The 15,801-nt window shown below is 67.0% G+C and carries 9 protein-coding genes, 1 tRNA gene and 1 pseudogene; 8 read left to right on the forward strand and 3 right to left on the reverse strand.

Going from position 1 to position 15,801, the window contains the following annotated elements; genetic code table 11:
- Positions 1 to 27: 27 nt before the first annotated feature.
- Positions 28 to 2,319, reverse strand: a complete 2,292-nt coding sequence (locus LH400_RS21820) for a transglycosylase domain-containing protein (RefSeq protein ID WP_229155562.1) — start codon at positions 2,317 to 2,319, stop codon at positions 28 to 30.
- Positions 2,320 to 2,677: 358 nt separating this feature from the next.
- Here LH400_RS21820 and LH400_RS21825 point away from each other — a divergent pair, with 358 nt between their 5' ends.
- Positions 2,678 to 3,475 carry an SDR family NAD(P)-dependent oxidoreductase gene (locus tag LH400_RS21825; protein ID WP_229155564.1) on the forward strand — a complete coding sequence of 266 codons (798 nt, stop codon included), beginning with the start codon at positions 2,678 to 2,680 and terminating at the stop codon, positions 3,473 to 3,475.
- A 96-nt stretch (positions 3,476 to 3,571) separates the two neighbouring features.
- On the opposite strand, the gene LH400_RS21830 is transcribed toward LH400_RS21825, so the two are convergent.
- Together LH400_RS21830 and LH400_RS21835 are read right to left on the reverse strand one after the other, a co-directional pair.
- The gene (locus LH400_RS21830; RefSeq protein ID WP_229155566.1) at positions 3,572 to 4,426 is read right to left on the reverse strand and encodes a MipA/OmpV family protein; all 855 of its coding nucleotides are present in this window, start codon (positions 4,424 to 4,426) and stop codon (positions 3,572 to 3,574) included.
- A gap of 533 nt (positions 4,427 to 4,959) precedes the next feature.
- Complete coding sequence (locus LH400_RS21835; protein WP_229155568.1) at positions 4,960 to 6,351, reverse strand: M20/M25/M40 family metallo-hydrolase; 1,392 nt, start codon at positions 6,349 to 6,351, stop codon at positions 4,960 to 4,962.
- 613 nt (positions 6,352 to 6,964) lie between these two features.
- Here LH400_RS21835 and polA point away from each other — a divergent pair.
- The 7 genes and pseudogenes from polA to LH400_RS21870 all read left to right on the forward strand — a co-directional run bounded on the left by polA (position 6,965) and on the right by LH400_RS21870 (position 15,736).
- Positions 6,965 to 9,904: a DNA polymerase I gene (gene polA / locus LH400_RS21840; protein WP_229155570.1), complete on the forward strand. Its 2,940-nt coding sequence runs from the start codon at positions 6,965 to 6,967 to the stop codon at positions 9,902 to 9,904.
- A 228-nt stretch (positions 9,905 to 10,132) separates the two neighbouring features.
- A complete protein-coding gene (locus LH400_RS21845) occupies positions 10,133 to 11,347 on the forward strand; it encodes a PAS domain-containing protein (RefSeq protein WP_229155572.1) in 1,215 nt (404 codons plus the stop codon).
- A gap of 2 nt (positions 11,348 to 11,349) precedes the next feature.
- Positions 11,350 to 12,054 carry an orotidine-5'-phosphate decarboxylase gene (gene pyrF / locus LH400_RS21850; protein ID WP_229155580.1) on the forward strand — a complete coding sequence of 235 codons (705 nt, stop codon included), beginning with the start codon at positions 11,350 to 11,352 and terminating at the stop codon, positions 12,052 to 12,054.
- Between the two features lie 31 nt (positions 12,055 to 12,085).
- Positions 12,086 to 12,379 (forward strand): DUF1330 domain-containing protein, encoded by a 294-nt coding sequence (locus LH400_RS21855; protein WP_229155574.1) that lies wholly within the window; start codon positions 12,086 to 12,088, stop codon positions 12,377 to 12,379.
- Entirely contained in the window at positions 12,369 to 13,022 is a 654-nt protein-coding gene (locus LH400_RS21860; RefSeq protein ID WP_229155576.1) for a GNAT family N-acetyltransferase, read from the forward strand. Before LH400_RS21855 ends, LH400_RS21860 begins: the two co-directional genes overlap by 11 nt.
- Before the next feature lie 174 nt (positions 13,023 to 13,196).
- Positions 13,197 to 14,495 (forward strand): annotated as a pseudogene (locus tag LH400_RS21865) (polyhydroxyalkanoate depolymerase); the annotation flags it as partial.
- A gap of 1,166 nt (positions 14,496 to 15,661) precedes the next feature.
- A tRNA-Gly gene (locus LH400_RS21870) sits at positions 15,662 to 15,736 on the forward strand.
- Positions 15,737 to 15,801 lie beyond the last annotated feature (65 nt).

Here is a 15,801-nt window from a genome sequence, read left to right on the forward strand (position 1 = left end):
CGGACAAGCGGGCTTTTTTCGTCACGCTCAGCCGCCGAAGATCCGGCGGAACAGCGATTGATCGCTTTCGCGGCCCCCCTGGACCCGGCCTTCGACGGTCACGCCGGGCGGTGGCGCGCGATCGAAGGCTCGGCCCCCCTGTTGCGGAATGCGCCGCGGCGGCAGTTCGCCGGCGCGCTGATAATAGCCATTGTCGTTCGGATCCGCGGATCCGTAGAAGCCGTCGTCGCTGTAGCCGTCTTCGGTGGGAAGGCTGGAATCCGCGGTCAGCGGCTGCTGCGGCTCGCCGATCCGATAGTCGCCCGGCAGCGGCACCGGCGTCGTGTCCGTGTGCGCGGCGGTCATGAACTTGTTCCACGCCTCGGCCGGCAGCGAACCGCCGGTGACGCGCTTCATCTTGGCGCCATTGTCGTTGCCCAGCCAGACGCCGGTGGTCATGTCGGCCGTGTAGCCGACGAACCAGGCGTCCTTGAAGTCCTGCGTGGTGCCGGTCTTGCCGGCGGCCTGCCAGCCATCCAGCGCGGCGCGGCGCCCGGTGCCGCCGCTGACGACCTTGGACAGCATGGCATTCATCATGCCGACGATCTCCGGCGACAGCACCGTCGGGGGAACCTCGGCGCCGCGCTCCCACAGGACCTTGCCGGTCGTGGTCGTCACCCGGTTTACGAGATGCGGCGTGACCTGGTAGCCGCCATTGGAAAATGTCGCGTAGGCGCCGGTGATTTCGAGCAGCGAAACCTCCGACGTGCCGAGCGCGATCGAGGCGTTGTTCTCCATCGTCGACTTGATGCCGAGGCGCTTGGCCGTATCGATGACCGCCGGCGGCCCGACGACGTCGGCGAGCTTGGCGGCGATCGTGTTCAGCGAATGCTGCAGCGCGTAGGCCAGCGTCACCGGCCCACGATAGTCCCGCTCGTAATTTTCAGGCGACCAGTTGCCGATCCTCACCGGACCGTCGACCATCACCGATTCCGGCCGGTAGCCCTTTTCCATGGCGGTCGCGTAGACGAAGGGCTTGAACGCCGAACCCGGCTGGCGCCGCGCGTCGACCGCCCGGTCGAACTGGCTCTCGGCATAGTCGCGCCCGCCGACGAGGGCGCGGATCGCCCCGGTTCCGTCGAGGGCGACGAGCGCTCCCTGACTGACATTCTGCTTGGCGCCGTCGATCGTGCCGCGGATCACCTTCTCGGCGGCCTTTTCGAGCGACAGGTCGATGGTCGTCTCGACCACGACGTCCTGCTTGACGTCCCCGACGAGGCTCTTGAGGTCGCGCATGACGAGATCGGCAGCATAGTTCTCGGCACCGGTCCAGTAGCTCTTGGCCTTGGTCGCCTTCTGCGCCTTGGCCGCCTCGTAGTCGGCCTCGGAAATGACGTTCTCCTCGCGCATGGCCGCGAGCACGACCTCGGCTCTCGCCTTGGCGGCCTGGGGATCGCGTGCGGGCGACAGCCGCGAGGGCGCCTTGAGGAGCCCGGCGAGCAGCGCCGCCTGGGCCAGCGTCACGTCCTTCGCCGACTCGTTGAAGTAGCGCCGCGCGGCCGCTTCCACGCCGGTGGCCCCCGATCCGAAATAGACCCGGTTGAGGTACATTTCGAGGATCTGGTCCTTGGTGAACTTGTGCTCCAGCCAGAGCGCCAGGATCGCTTCCTGGATCTTGCGCTCCATGGTCTGCTCGGGATTGAGGAAGATGTTCTTGGCGAGCTGCTGGGTGAGCGTGGACCCGCCCTCCACGGTCTCGCCTGCCGCCATGTTCTTCACGAAGGCGCGCACGATGCCGATCGGGTCGACGCCCCAGTGCTCGTAGAAGCGCCTGTCCTCGATCGCCACGACCGCCTGCGGGATATAGGGCGACATCTCGTCGAGCGAGACGGCCGCGCCGCCGGTGACGCCGCGATTGGCGAGAAGGTCTCCGCCGACGGAGACGATCTTCACGTTCGGCGGCCGGTCCGGAATCTTCCAGGCCTCCTGCGGCAGCCTGACCGCAAAATAGCCGACGATCGCCGCCGTCGCGAGGGCGCCCCAAAGGCCGACGCCGAGACCAAGCCGGAAGAGATGGCCGAGGAAGCTGCGCTTCCTGCGGCGACCGCCCCGCCCCGAGCCGCCATCCGATCCGCCGGAGCCGGAGCGCCTTGCCGAGCCGCGGCTCGCCGCCGCCGGCTTAGCCGCCTTCGTGGAACTGCGCTTTGCCGGCTTCTTGCGGCGCTGGTCGTTGGCCGCCGTCGGCACGGCCCGATCGTCGGCGCTGACGCGAAGTTCGTCGCCGTCGTCCCGCGCGGTCTCGAAGCTGGGTTCGATGCGCTCGCACCCTCTCGCCGCCATCAACTGCCTTCCGTCTTCGCCAGTCGGCGAGGCGCTCCGCGCTTCACGCGGCCCCACCCCCAACATCATCCCCTCGTCGCCCGCGACGCAGCGCGGACGCATTCGGACGACCCCTCGTCCTCTGAACGCCGGTCGGAAACGGATCCGCAGCGGCGCCTATCTTCGGTTTGACGCTAACGTTCTAAATGCGGCGATTTAACGGGCCCTTAAGGATCTTGCCGCGGCCCTGGCGGCCGCCAGAGGGACGGGGCGACTGGATACGGACGGCCCGAGCCTAGATGGCTGCGAGAACGCGCGAAGAGCGCCGGCGAAAAGGCCGCCGACCCCCGCGGCCCGCCCAACGAACAGGAGCATCGCGATGAAGATCGATCTCGACGGCAAGACGGCAGTGGTCACCGGCTCGACCGGCGGCATCGGACTGGCGGCCGCCATCGGCCTTGCCGGAGCCGGCGCGGCGGTCATCCTCAACGGCCGCGACGAGGACCGGGTCGAAGCCGCCGTGAGGACGCTGCTCGAGGCAGTTCCCGGCGCCGATGTCGCGGGGATCCCGGCCGACCTCTCCACCGCCGAGGGCTGCGACAAGCTCGCCGGAGAGCTTCCGAACACCGACATCCTCGTCAACAATGTCGGCATCTTCGGCCCGAAGCCGTTCTTCGAGATCGACGACGCGACCTGGGAGCGGTTCTTCCAGCTGAACGTGATGTCGGGGGTCCGGCTGTCGCGGGCCTACATGAAGGGCATGATGGAGCGCGGCTGGGGCCGGGTGGTCTTCATCTCATCGGAATCGGCGCTCAACATCCCGGCCGACATGATCCATTACGGCTTCACCAAGACGGCCCTGCTGTCGCTGTCGCGCGGCCTCGCCAAGCTTGCGAGCGGTTCGGGCGTCACCGTCAATTCGGTCCTGCCCGGGCCGACCATGTCGGAAGGCGTCGGCGAGATGCTGAAGGAGATGGCCGCGGAGAAGGGTCTCACGGTCGAGGAGGCCGGCGTGGAGTTCGTCAAATCCGAGCGGCCGAGTTCGATCATCCAGCGACCCGCGACAACCCAGGAAGTCGCCAACATGATCGTCTATGTCTGCTCGAAGGAAGCCTCGGCGACGAGCGGCGGCGCCCTCAGGGTTGACGGCGGCGTCGTCGATTCGATCGTGCCTTAAGTGCCTGCGGAAAAGGGCCCGCCCGGCGAGGCGCAGCCGGGCGCCTCTGGAGGCCGCCGCGCTCGACGCGGCGGCGGGCGCGTTCAGCAGCTAAGATCAGAACAGGTCGAGCGAGAAGCGCTTCGACAGGCCGAGGCCGAAATAATACTGGTTGGCGTCGCCGGCCTTGACGATCGGCGAATCCTTGGCGTCGCCGACGAGCCGGTCATAGGTGCCTTCGGCGGTGATGAAGTAGTCGGTGAAGATCTCGTAGCGCGCCTCGGCCTCGAGGCCGACGCTCTTGAAGCCGCCCGAAGGGCTGTAGGGCGCAAGCCGGCCGCCGGTATTGACCGATTCCCGGACGCTGACGCCGAAATAGGTGTCCATGTACTCGCTGGAGGCAAGCGAGACCGTCGGGCCGAACTTCAGCGTGAGCTTCTCGGTCGGACGGGCAATGGCGCGGGCGCCGAATTCACCGACAAAGCCCTCGCCGCCGCCGAAGGCGTAGCGGACATCGCCGTAGACATCGGCATATTCCCACTCGTAGCTCGCCTTGAGGCCGACCTCGTAGGACGGGTCGATGTCGTCGAGCCCCTTCAGCGTCGCATAGTCGGAGGAATCGCGCTTCGGCTGGTAATTGAAGGAGGGACCGATCGAGAAGCCGAGCCCGTCCGGCCCGCCGAAGGAGCCGATCCCCGGCAGGTTGACATATTCGACCGAGAAGATCGCCGACGGCGCGATCTGGTAGTCTTCCGACCCCAGATATTCCGGCTGCACGATGCCCTGAATCCCGAGTTCGAAGACGAAATCGGCGCCGGCATAGTCGACCGTTGCTTCGGTCGCGGGCGCCGGCGCCGTCTCGTAGGGACCGACCACGTCCGCTGCATGGGCGCCAAGCGTCGTGCCGAAGAGAAGCGCGAGCGCGAAACCGCCGGTGCGAATGGTCATGTCCTGATACTCCAGCCTGGACACATGCCTCTTTTCGAACGCTCGAAGCGTCGCCTCGCGGCGCGCCCCGACGGGCATGTTGTGGGAGAATGAGTGCCGCGAACCCCGGCCGAACGCAATTCACACAGCAAGCGAAAAGCGCCGCCGCAAGATCATTCGAAACAAGGCGTTGCAGGAGAGGCACAGGGCGCGCCGGAGCGCCCGCGCAGCCGCGTTGCCGCCCGGCGTTGCGGCTGGCACGATCGCGGGACGAAGCGGGGCATCCTGACGCGCGAACGCAAGAAGGGCGCGGCGATCCCCCGATAGCCGCGCCCTTCCAGCAGTCCCCCGCTCCTCTTTCGAGGTTCGGTCATCCCCACACCGCAAATCGGCCTATCGCATGATCGTGACCAAAAATCGGTCAGTCGTCGCGAATTCGTGGCCTTTTTCAGTGTCCCCTTCGAAATTCAAACTAGAGGCAGTTCGTTAAGACAACGTTAATAGATCCGGCAGCTTGCGCAGGGCTGACAGGGCGGGCCCTGCCCTTGCCCGGCACATGCCCTGCTCCGCGCTGACGCTCAGCGCCGCTCGCCGAGGGCTGCGAGAATGCGCGCCCAGGAGCGCTGGCCCTTGTGAAAGGAGGTCATCTCGTACTTCTCGTTCGGCGAGTGGATGGCGTCGTCGCCGAGGCCGAAGCCGACGAGCAGCGATTCCATGCCGAGCCGGTCCTTGAACTCGCCGACCACCGGAATCGAGCCGCCCATGCCGATCATCACCGCCGGCTTCGGCCATTCCTCGGAGAGGGCGGTTCGGGCGGCGGCGAGATAGGGCGAGTCGAAGGCCAGCTGGATCGCCGGCGAGCCGCCATGCGGGTGGAATTCCGCCTTGCAGTCTGCCGGCAGACGCTCGTTCACGAAGGCGCGGAAGGCGGCGCGGATCTTGTCCGGGTCCTGGCCGGCGACGAGGCGGAACGAGATCTTGGCGAAGGCTTCGGCAGCAATCACCGTCTTGAAGCCCTTGCCGGTATAGCCGCCGGATATGCCGTTGAACTCTGCCGTCGGGCGCGACCAGAGCTGCTCGAGGACCGAGCGGTCCTGTTCGCCGGAGGGAACCGAGAGGCCGACCTCGCCGAGGAATTCCGCCTCCGAGAAGCCGAGATCGTCCCAGATCCGCCTCACCTCCTCGGGGAGTTCGGGAATGCCGTCGTAGAAGCCGGGAATGGTGACGCGGCCGTTGTCGTCGTGGATCTCGGCGAGGATCTTCGAAAGCACCCGCACCGGGTTCGCCGCCGCGCCGCCGTAATAGCCCGAATGGAGGTCGCGGCTCGCGGCCTTGATCACCACTTCCTCGCCGACGAGCCCGCGCAGGCTGGTGGCGATCGCCGGCGTCTCGCGGTCCCACATATTGGTGTCGCAGACCAGCGCGATGTCGGCCGACAGCTCGCCGCGGTTTGCGTCGAGGAAGGGGATCAGAGATTCCGAGCCGGACTCCTCCTCGCCCTCCAGGAAGATGGTGACCTTGCAGGGCAGCCCGCCGGTCTCCGCGATATAGGCCCGACACGCCTCGACGAAGGTCATCAGCTGGCCCTTGTCGTCGGCCGAGCCCCTGGCGACGATCCGCTTCGAGCCGTCCGGCATGGTCTTCACCTCCGGCTCGAATGGGCCGGTGTGCCACTCGTCGAGAGGATCAACGGGCTGCACGTCGTAATGACCGTAGAAGAGGACGTGAGGCGCACCCTCGGGCCCGTCACGGTGGGCGACGACCATCGGATGGCCCGGCGTGTCGCGCACCGACGCCGTAAAGCCGATCGCCGAAAGATCCCCCGCAAGGTATTCGGCCGCCCGCCGGCAGTCGGCCGCATAGGCGGGGTCGGTCGAGATCGACGGGATCTTCAGGAGATCGTTCAGCCGGCCGACCGAGCGGTCGAGATTGAGATCGAGGCAGGCGAGGACGCTGTCGAGATTGGCCATGGGACGCTTTCCGCTGAGGCCGGGAGCGATGCCGCGGCCGGAAGGGAATCGGCGGCTGGAAAGACGCCGCCCGTTTCCGCCCATGGGTAGCGGAGCCCGGGCGGTCTGATCAAGCGGCAGGCCGGGCGATTTCGACGCCTTGCCGGCGGCGAGGAGCGCGACAAATCCAGTGCGAGAGATGGGATGGAAGTCTGGAAATGCAGAGAGAGCCGCCACGGCCTGGAGGGGGATTCGCCGTAACGACTCTCTCGCTTTCTAGCGGCAATGGTCCCGGAGAGGGGGAAGAGGACCGATCGCCTGAATTCGGCTCTAAAGCGGGGGACGTGCCTTGGCCGAACACGACGCCAGTGGCGCCGTCACGACCAAGATGCGACTCGGCGGGCCGGAAATCAAGCCGAACGCATGCGCGCGCGGTCACATAGGTGTGATTAAATCATAAACATTTGGACAGAAACATGATGAGTGCACTGCATGCAAGACCCCGGGCGCGATTTTCGGCAGGAAATCTTCGCCCTGTGTCCATCGTGCCACCGGCTCCGGCTCCAGAAGGCGACGCGCGCCCGCACGGCTCGGGCCGATGGACTCCGGCAGGGCCGCAAGCTACCACCGCCCCATGAACAAAGGCGATCACCTCTTTCTCGTTGATGGCTCAGCCTACATCTTCCGGGCCTATCACGCGCTGCCGCCGCTGACCCGCAAGTCCGACGGGCTGCCCGTCGGCGCCGTCTCCGGCTTCTGCAACATGCTTTGGAAACTCGTCGAGGAAGCACGCGACACCTCGGTCGGCGTCGCGCCGACGCATTTCGCGGTGATCTTCGACCATTCCTCGACGACGTTCCGCAATGCGCTCTACGCCGACTACAAGGCCAACCGGACGGCACCGCCCGAAGATCTCGTCCCGCAATTCTCGCTGATCCGCGAGGCCGTTCGCGCCTTCGACCTCGCCTGCATCGAGAAGCAGGGATTTGAGGCCGACGATCTGATCGCGACCTATACGCGCCAGGCGGTAGCGGCCGGCGGCGACGTCACCATCGTGTCCTCGGACAAGGACCTGATGCAGCTCGTCGGGCCCGGCGTCATCCTCTACGACCAGATGAAGGACAAGCGTCTCGGCCCGGAGGAAGTGAAGGAGAAGTTCGGCGTCTATCCGGACAAGATGATCGACCTTCAGGCCCTGGTCGGCGACACCTCCGACAACGTGCCGGGTGTGCCGGGCATAGGGCCGAAGACGGCGGCCCAGCTCCTCACCGAATATGGCGATCTCGAAACGCTGCTTTCGCGGGCCTCCGAGATCAAGCAGGCCAAGCGCCGCGAGAACCTCATCCAGTTCGCCGAGCAGGCGCGGCTGTCGAAGACCCTCGTGACGCTGGATTGCGAGACGCCGCTGGATGTCGCACTCGACGATCTCTTCATCCACGAGCCGGACGGAGAAAAGCTGATCGCCTTCCTGAAGGCGATGGAGTTCACCACCCTCACCCGCCGCGTCGCCGCCCAGCTCGGCACCGAGGCCTCCGACGTGGAGGCCGCAAGCCTTTCCGTGGAGGGTCCGGCACGCGGTCCGGACCTCGATCCCGCCACCGCCTCGGCCGCCGCTTCGTCGACCGAGGCCGGGGAGGCGGCACTGCCGCTGCGGCCGAAGGCACTGGTCGAAAACCGCAGGGCGGCGGTCGCCGCGCTGCCATTCGATCACTCCGGCTACGAGACGATCCGCGACACCGAGACGCTGAGGGCCTGGATGGAGGAGGCGCGCGAAGCCGGGATCCTCGCCTTCGACACCGAGACGAATTCGCTGTCGGCGATGACCGGCGAACTCGTCGGCGTCTCCTTCGCGACGCGTCCGGGGCGCGCGGCCTATGTGCCGCTCGCCCATGTCCCGCCCTCCGGCGACGCCGACCTTCTCTCGGACAAGGCGGCGGCCGAGGACGAGGTCGGGCCGCAGATCCCGATGGACGAGGCGCTGGCGATCCTGAAGCCGGTGCTTCAGGACGCCTCGGTCCTGAAGATCGGGCAGAACTTCAAATACGACTATCTCGTCATGCTGCGCCACGCGATCACCGTGGAGCCCTTCGACGACACCATGCTGATCTCCTATGCGCTGGACGCCTCGTCCTCGCTCGAGGGCCATGGCATGGACGAGTTGTCCGAGCGCTTCCTCGGTCACAAGCCGATCGCCTACAAGGATCTTTGCGGCTCGGGCAAAGGCGCCAAGCCGATCGCCTCCTGCGCCATTGAGAAGGTGACCGAATACGCGGCCGAGGACGCCGACGTGACGCTGCGGCTCTGGCAGGTGCTCAAGCCGCGACTGGCAGCGGAAGGCCTCGCCTCCGTCTACGAGCGGCTGGAGCGGCCGCTGGTGCCAGTGCTCGCGCGGATGGAGCATCGCGGCATCAAGACTGACCGTCAGATCCTGTCGCGCCTGTCCGGCCGCTTCGCCCAGAAACAAGCCGGGCTCGAGGCCGAGATCGCCGAGATGGCCGGCGAGGAGTTCAATCCCGGCTCGCCCAAGCAGCTCGGCGAGATCCTGTTCGGCAAGCTCGGCCTTCCCGGCGGCAAGAAGACCAAGACCGGCCAGTGGTCGACCGATGTCCGCGTCCTGGAGGAACTCGCCGCGGAGGGACACGAACTGCCGCGCCGGGTTGTCGACTGGCGCCAGCTCACCAAGCTGAAGGGCACCTATACCGACGCGCTGCCGGCCTATCTGGATTCCGAGGGCCGGATCCACACCTCCTACTCGATGGCGTCCACCACCACCGGCCGCCTCTCCTCCTCCGAGCCGAACCTCCAGAACATCCCGGTGCGCACCGAGGAAGGCCGGGCGATTCGCACCGCCTTCGTCGCTCCGCAAGGCACGAAGCTCGTCTCGGCCGACTACAGCCAGATCGAGCTCCGCATCCTCGCCCATGTCGCCGACATCCCGCAGCTGAAGGCGGCCTTCCAGGAAGGTCTCGACATTCACGCCATGACAGCGTCGGAAATGTTCGGCGTCCCGGTGGAGGGCATGCCGGGCGAGGTGCGGCGCCGCGCCAAGGCGATCAATTTCGGCATCGTCTACGGCATCTCGGCCTTCGGCCTCGCCAACCAGCTGTCGATCCCGCGTGAGGAAGCGGGCGCCTACATCAAGCGCTATTTCGAGCGCTTCCCCGGCATCCGCGACTACATGAACGCCACCAAGGCGTTCTGTAAGGAGCACGGCTATGTCGAGACGCTGTTCGGCCGCCGCGCGCATTATCCGGACATCTCTCACGCCAACGCCTCTGTGCGCGCGGCCGTCGAGCGCGCCGCGATCAACGCGCCGATCCAGGGCACGGCCGCCGACATCATCCGCCGCGCGATGATCCGGATGGAGACCGCCCTCATCGCGGCCGGGCTGTCGGCGAGGATGCTCCTGCAGGTCCATGACGAACTTGTGTTCGAGGTGCCGGATGAGGAGGTTGAGGCGAGCCTGCCGGTGATCCGCGAGGTGATGGAGGGCGCAGCATCCCCGCGCGTCTCGCTATCGGTGCCGCTGGAGGTGGAAGCCAAGGCCGCCGACAACTGGGAAGAAGCTCACTGACCAGGCGCGGTTACCCGGCGACATACGGTCGCGCGACCGAAGGTCTTGAATTCATGCAAGCCTTCATGATCTTTCCGATCGGTCTGTTGTGTGCTGTGGTGCACCACGACGCACGCGGACGATGTATCAGGCGTGTTCGAATCGCATGATCCGCCCCGAGCGGATCTGTCGGCGGGTACAGGGGACGGAATGGGAGAAGAAGGGTTTTCAAGGGACCAGTCCGGCACGATGCCCGAGGGCATCAGCACGGCGGCCCTGGCCAAGTTGCCATTGGCGCTGGTCCTCACCAATCCGTACCTCGACGACAATCCCATCGTCTACGCCAACCGCGCCTTCGAACGCATGACCCGGTATGCGGCGGAGGCGGCGATCGGCCGCAACTGCCGCTTCCTGCAGGGCGACGAGACCGATCCCGACCACGTTCGGCAGATCGGCGAGGCGCTGAAGGCCGAACGCGAGATTTCGGTCGACATCGTCAACTACCGGGCGGACGGGACGCGTTTCCTCAATCGGCTGATGATCACGCCGCTCTACGATCAGGAGGACAAGCTTCAATGCTTCCTCGGCGTGCAGCGCGACATGAGCGAGGGCGAGGATCTCACGGTCGCCAAGGGCGATGCGGCCGCTCCCTCGCCGATCGATGCGACGCTCGGGGAGATCCAGCACCGGGTCAAGAACCATCTCGCCATGATCATCGGCATGATCCGGATGCAGGCGCGCTCGCAGACCAGCGAGGAGGCCTTCCATGCGCTCGCTCGCCGGATCGAGAGCCTGCAGCTCCTCTATCAGGAGATGTCCGAGGCCGGCGTCGGGTCTTCGCACTCCAAGCGCGTTCCGCTCGGCGCCTATGTCAGCCGGGTCGCGGCGACGATCGGCCATCTCGACGGCCGGCGTTCGGTGCGCATCAACGTCGACTGCGATGCCATCGACGTCAATGTCGATCGCGCGGCGCGCATCGGCCTGCTGTTCTCAGAACTTTTGACCAATGCCCTGAAGCACGCTTTCGAGGATCGCGAGGAAGGCCTGGTCGAGGCAAGGCTGAAGATGCTGTCCTCCGGGATCATCCGCATGACCGTCACCGACGACGGCATCGGCCTGCCGCCGGGGAGCAACTGGCCCTACCAGTCGACACGCGCCGTCGAAGCCGACGTCAAGGAAGCGGCGGAACACGAGATCGCGGAGGCCGGCGGCGGCGAGAACACCGCGCGGGAGATCGCCGGCTCCCTGGGCATGGCGCGCGACGGCTCGGCATCCGGCAGTGAGATTGTGGAATCGGGTGATAACGCGGCGCGCAGAAAGCGCGCCAGGGAGGGGTCCGGAGGGCTCGGCGGGCGGATCGCCATCTCGCTCGTGCGCGGCCTCGATGCCCGGCTCGACGTCAACTCGGACACGGTCGGCACCACGGTGACCGTCGACATCCCGCCGGAGGGCGCCGCCGCATGAGCATGGAGCCGCGCGAGCGTCTCATCGTCGGGCTCGACCTGTCGTCCCGCAAGGAGGCCGAGGCGATCGTGGAGACGCTCGGCGAGAGCGTCCTCTGGTACAAGATCGGCTATCAGCTGGCCTATGCCGGCGGCCTGCCGCTGGTCGCCGAGCTTGCCGCCGCCGGCAAGCGGGTCTTCCTGGACCTGAAGCTCCTCGACATCCCCAACACCGTCGCCAAGGGCGTCGAGAGCGCGCTGTCGCTCGGCGCGTCCATGCTCACGATCCACGCCTATCCGCATGCCATGCGCGCGGCGGTTTCGGCGGCAGGCGGCACCGACGTGACACTGCTCGGCGTCACAGTGCTGACCTCGCTCGACGATCGCGATCTCGATGCCGCCGGCTACCGGATGGGTGTCGACGAACTCGTCCGGCAGCGCGCCGGCCAGGCCCGAGAGATCGGCATGGGCGGGATCGTCGCGGCGCCGACCGAGGCCGCAGCGCTCCGTACGCTGATCGGGCCGGACATGGCGCTGGTGACGCCCGGCATTCGCCCGGCCGGCGGCGAGGCCGGCGACCAGAAGCGGATCGCGACGCCGGCCGACGCCCTGACGTCGGGTGCTACGCATCTCGTCGTCGGACGCCCGATCGTCGCGGCAGGAGATCCGCTTCGGGCCGCGAAGGCCATTCTCGAGGAGATGCAGTCCGCCCCTGTCGCGGACCGCTGACCCGAACGACCGGAAAGAGGGAGGAACGCACATGGCCAAAGGCTACTGGATCGCCCGCGTTGAGGTCCACGACCCCGAGGGCTACAAGGCCTATGTCGAGACGGCGGCGCCTGCCTTTCGCGAATATGGCGCGAAATTCCTCGCCCGGGGCGGACCGGTCACGGAACTCGAAGGCACGGCGCGCCCGCGCAACGTCGTGATCGAATTCGACAGCGTCGAGACCGCCAAGGCCTGCTTCGACAGCGAGCAGTACCAGAAGGCCGCCGCCATCCGCCGCAAGGTCGCGACGGCGGACATGTATATCGTCGAGGGCTATGACGGCTGACGAGGCCGCGCCGTCCGGGGCCAGGGCCGGACGCAAGGCGTTCAAGGGACTGGCTCCCGACGGGTATCGCATCCGCATGATGGAGCCCGGCGAGGCGGAGCGCCTGCTCGAGATCGAACAGGCAGGGAACTCCGTCCTTATCGCCGCCGGCAAAAGTGGGCTCGCGGATGAACCGGTCCCCGCGCTCATGGCCTATGTCGATTTCCTTCTCGACCACGAGGTGTTCGTGGCGGAAGACAAGGCGACGTCGAAGGCGGTCGGCTTTGCCGCCGCCCGTGACACGGACGATCTCTACTGGCTGGCGGAGCTCTCGGTCGATCCGGCCCATGGACGCCGCGGGATCGGCTCGGCGCTCGTCGAGGCCGTCGCGCAGCGGGCCGCGTGGTATTTTTACCGCGCCGTCGGACTTTCGACCTATTGCGACCTTCCCTGCGGCGCGTTCTTCTACGAGCGCCTTCACTTCCTTCGAGTTCCGGACAAGGATTGTACGGAATGGTTGACACGGCGGCGAATCGCGGAGACCCCGCCGGGCAGTGACGGATCCGACCGGACGGTGATGATCCGCTGGCTCTCGCGGCGGGGTCGACACGGGGTCGCCGGCAGCGGCTTTAAAGGCGGCGCGACATCGGCGGCAAGGGACTGACATGCGGGCCGTTCCTGCCAGCCAGCAGAACGCTTAAAGGGGCCGGATGTGCCGCCGCGCGAGCGGCATGAACTGGCAAGGCGCCGCGGCCAGCTTTGGATCGAAACCGATTCGCCCTATATTTGCAGTGCAGCAAGCGGCAGGAAATTCGTTCGAAACGGAAAGCAGGATTCGATGTTGTATCAGCTCTATGAATGGAATCATGCCGCGCTGACGCCGTTTCGCGCCGTGGCGGACGCCACCCGGCTGTTCTACCAGAATCCGCTCAATCCCATGTCCCACACGACCGCCGGCCGCTCGATGGCTGCGGCGGCCGAATTGTTCGAACGCACCACCAGGGTCTACGGCAAACCCGAATTCGGGCTCGACGAGACGGTGATCAACGGCCGCCGGGTGCCGGTCCAGGACCGGCCCGTCTGGCAGAAGCCGTTCTGCAGGCTCCTGCATTTCGAGCGCGAACTGCCCAAGGGCCGCGCCGCCGACCCGCGCATCCTCATCGTCGCCCCGATGTCCGGCCATTACGCGACGCTGCTGCGCGGCACGGTCGAGGCGCTCCTGCCCTATGCCGACGTCTACATCACCGACTGGACCGACGCCCGAAAAGTGCCCCTGTCCGACGGGCGTTTCGACCTCGACGACTATGTCGACTACGTCGTGGATATGCTGCGCTTCCTCGGGCCCGACACGCATGTCATCGGCGTCTGCCAGCCGGCCGTGCCGGTGCTGATCGCCACGGCGCTGATGGAGGAAGGCGGCGATCCCTGCGCGCCGGCCACGATGACGCTCATGGGCGGCCCGATCGACACGCGGATCAATCCGACCGCTGTCAACGAGCTCGCCCAGGAGAAGGGCATCGACTGGTTCCGCGACAATGTGATCATGCAGGTGCCGTTTCCGCAGCCGGGCTTCATGCGGCCGGTCTATCCCGGCTTCCTTCAGCTCACCGGCTTCATGTCGATGAACCTCGACCGGCACCTGATCGCGCACAAGGAGTTCTTCTGGCACCTCGTCAAGGATGATGGCGATTCGGCCGACAAGCACCGCACCTTCTATGACGAATACAATGCGGTGATGGATCTGGCGGCCGAGTTCTACCTGCAGACCGTCGACGAGGTCTTCATCAAGCACTCGCTGCCCAAGGGCGAGATCACCCATCGCGGCCGGCGCGTCGACCTGACTGCCATCAAGCGGACCGCGCTCCTCACGGTCGAGGGCGAGAACGACGATATTTCCGGCGTCGGCCAGACCGAGGCCGCCCAGACGCTCTGCGTCAACATCCCCGACGACAAGCGCGTCCACTATGTGCAGGCAAAGGTCGGCCATTACGGCGTCTTCAACGGGTCGCGCTATCGCGCCGAAATCGCGCCGCGCATCGTCGACTTCGCCCTCACGCACGGCACGACCCATGCGGGCGCCACGCCGCCGAAGTCGGCCGAGCCTGCAAAGGGCCTGCAGCGCATCGGCGCCTATGCCGAGCGCCGCGCCAAGGCCGGTCAGCTCGGCCGCGACCGCACGATGGGTGGCGAGATGGGATTGGGCGTCGCGGGCCTCGGCTCACCCGATTCGGCCATGCGCGCCATGGCGGGCCCCGCCCAGGCGCTGATGGACACCGCCATGGAGGCCATGGCCTATCCGTTCGGCGCCTTTGCCGGCTCGAACAATGCCGGCTTCTCCGCGCCCCGCCACCGCAATGGGGCGAAGGCGACCGATGCGTCCTCCCCTGTCGACGCGTCGCCGGCAGCTGAAGCGGCGCCGCCGGCTCCGGTCACTCCAATCGATGCGGAAGCCGTGGCGCCCGCGGCAGCACCCGGCGAGCCAGCCGCAGAGGCTGTCGACATCGCTTCGGGCGGCCCGGCCACGGAGCCGGCGCATGAAATGCCGCCCGCTGCCACGTCCCGCGCCGATGCCGGACCTGCCGTGGACAGACGCCCCCAGCCGGCGCCGGACGCCTCGCCGCGAGCCGTCGGCAGCTCGGACCGCATGACGGCGGGGGCGGAGCCGTCGCCCGCCCGCTCGGCCAAGAAAGTTCGGACGATCCCGGCAGCGGCGCCGATCCCCTCCCCGGGCAAAGCGGTGAACCGCGGCCCCGGACCAGCAGCGGTCCGCAAGGCGGCGAAGGCCGCGGCCAAGGCAAACCGCGAGAACACTTCCGCGAAGCCGGCCAGTGCCGCCAAGACGGCCGCGGGCGAATCGGTGGCCGAAACACCCGGTGGACAGGGGCAGGATCGACCGACCCCGCTCGCCAGTCCTCCGCGCCGCAAGGGGCGGGGCGGCTCGGCGCCTTCCTCCCGCGACAACCCGCGCAAGCGCTGATCGCCTCTCACGCGGTCAGCCTCCGCCGCCAGCGCCCGCTCAGGCTTCGGCCTCGGCGCGGCGCAGCTGCGGTGAACGCGTGATTCGACCGCAAGCGAATCGGAGCGCCCGCAGGCGCCGGGACAGCGCCTGCCTGGAGCCTTCCCGACCCCTGCCCGGCAGACCCGGAAAATTCGTCCCAGCGAGCCGGATTCCGGGCGAGGGCGTACTGGCCGGCGGGTCTGCGCGGTTCGACCAACAAAGCTTCATTTGGCTGTTGCATTCCCTCACGCTTTCCGTCATATAGCCCCCGTCCGCGGCGCTGAACGAAGCGCCGCCAGGAGCGGGCGGGTGTAGCTCAGGGGTAGAGCACAACCTTGCCAAGGTTGGGGTCGTGGGTTCGAATCCCATCGCCCGCTCCAAATTTTCCAATGTCCGCCCCGGAGACATGGGTAACAGAACGTTCCTAAGACATGGGTGACAATCT

The organism is Jiella soli, from assembly GCF_020615385.1.
Taxonomy (GTDB): Bacteria; Pseudomonadota; Alphaproteobacteria; order Rhizobiales; family Rhizobiaceae; genus VKMB-3413.

Coding starts and splice junctions, on each gene's coding strand:
- LH400_RS21820 (WP_229155562.1), bottom strand. CDS start 2,319: ATGGCGGCGAGAGGGTGCGAGCGCATCGAACCCAGCTTCGAGACCGCG.
- LH400_RS21835 (WP_229155568.1), bottom strand. CDS start 6,351: ATGGCCAATCTCGACAGCGTCCTCGCCTGCCTCGATCTCAATCTCGAC.
- LH400_RS21855 (WP_229155574.1), top strand. CDS start 12,086: ATGGCCAAAGGCTACTGGATCGCCCGCGTTGAGGTCCACGACCCCGAG.
- pyrF (WP_229155580.1), top strand. CDS start 11,350: ATGGAGCCGCGCGAGCGTCTCATCGTCGGGCTCGACCTGTCGTCCCGC.
- LH400_RS21825 (WP_229155564.1), top strand. CDS start 2,678: ATGAAGATCGATCTCGACGGCAAGACGGCAGTGGTCACCGGCTCGACC.
- LH400_RS21860 (WP_229155576.1), top strand. CDS start 12,369: ATGACGGCTGACGAGGCCGCGCCGTCCGGGGCCAGGGCCGGACGCAAG.
- LH400_RS21845 (WP_229155572.1), top strand. CDS start 10,133: ATGCCCGAGGGCATCAGCACGGCGGCCCTGGCCAAGTTGCCATTGGCG.
- polA (WP_229155570.1), top strand. CDS start 6,965: ATGAACAAAGGCGATCACCTCTTTCTCGTTGATGGCTCAGCCTACATC.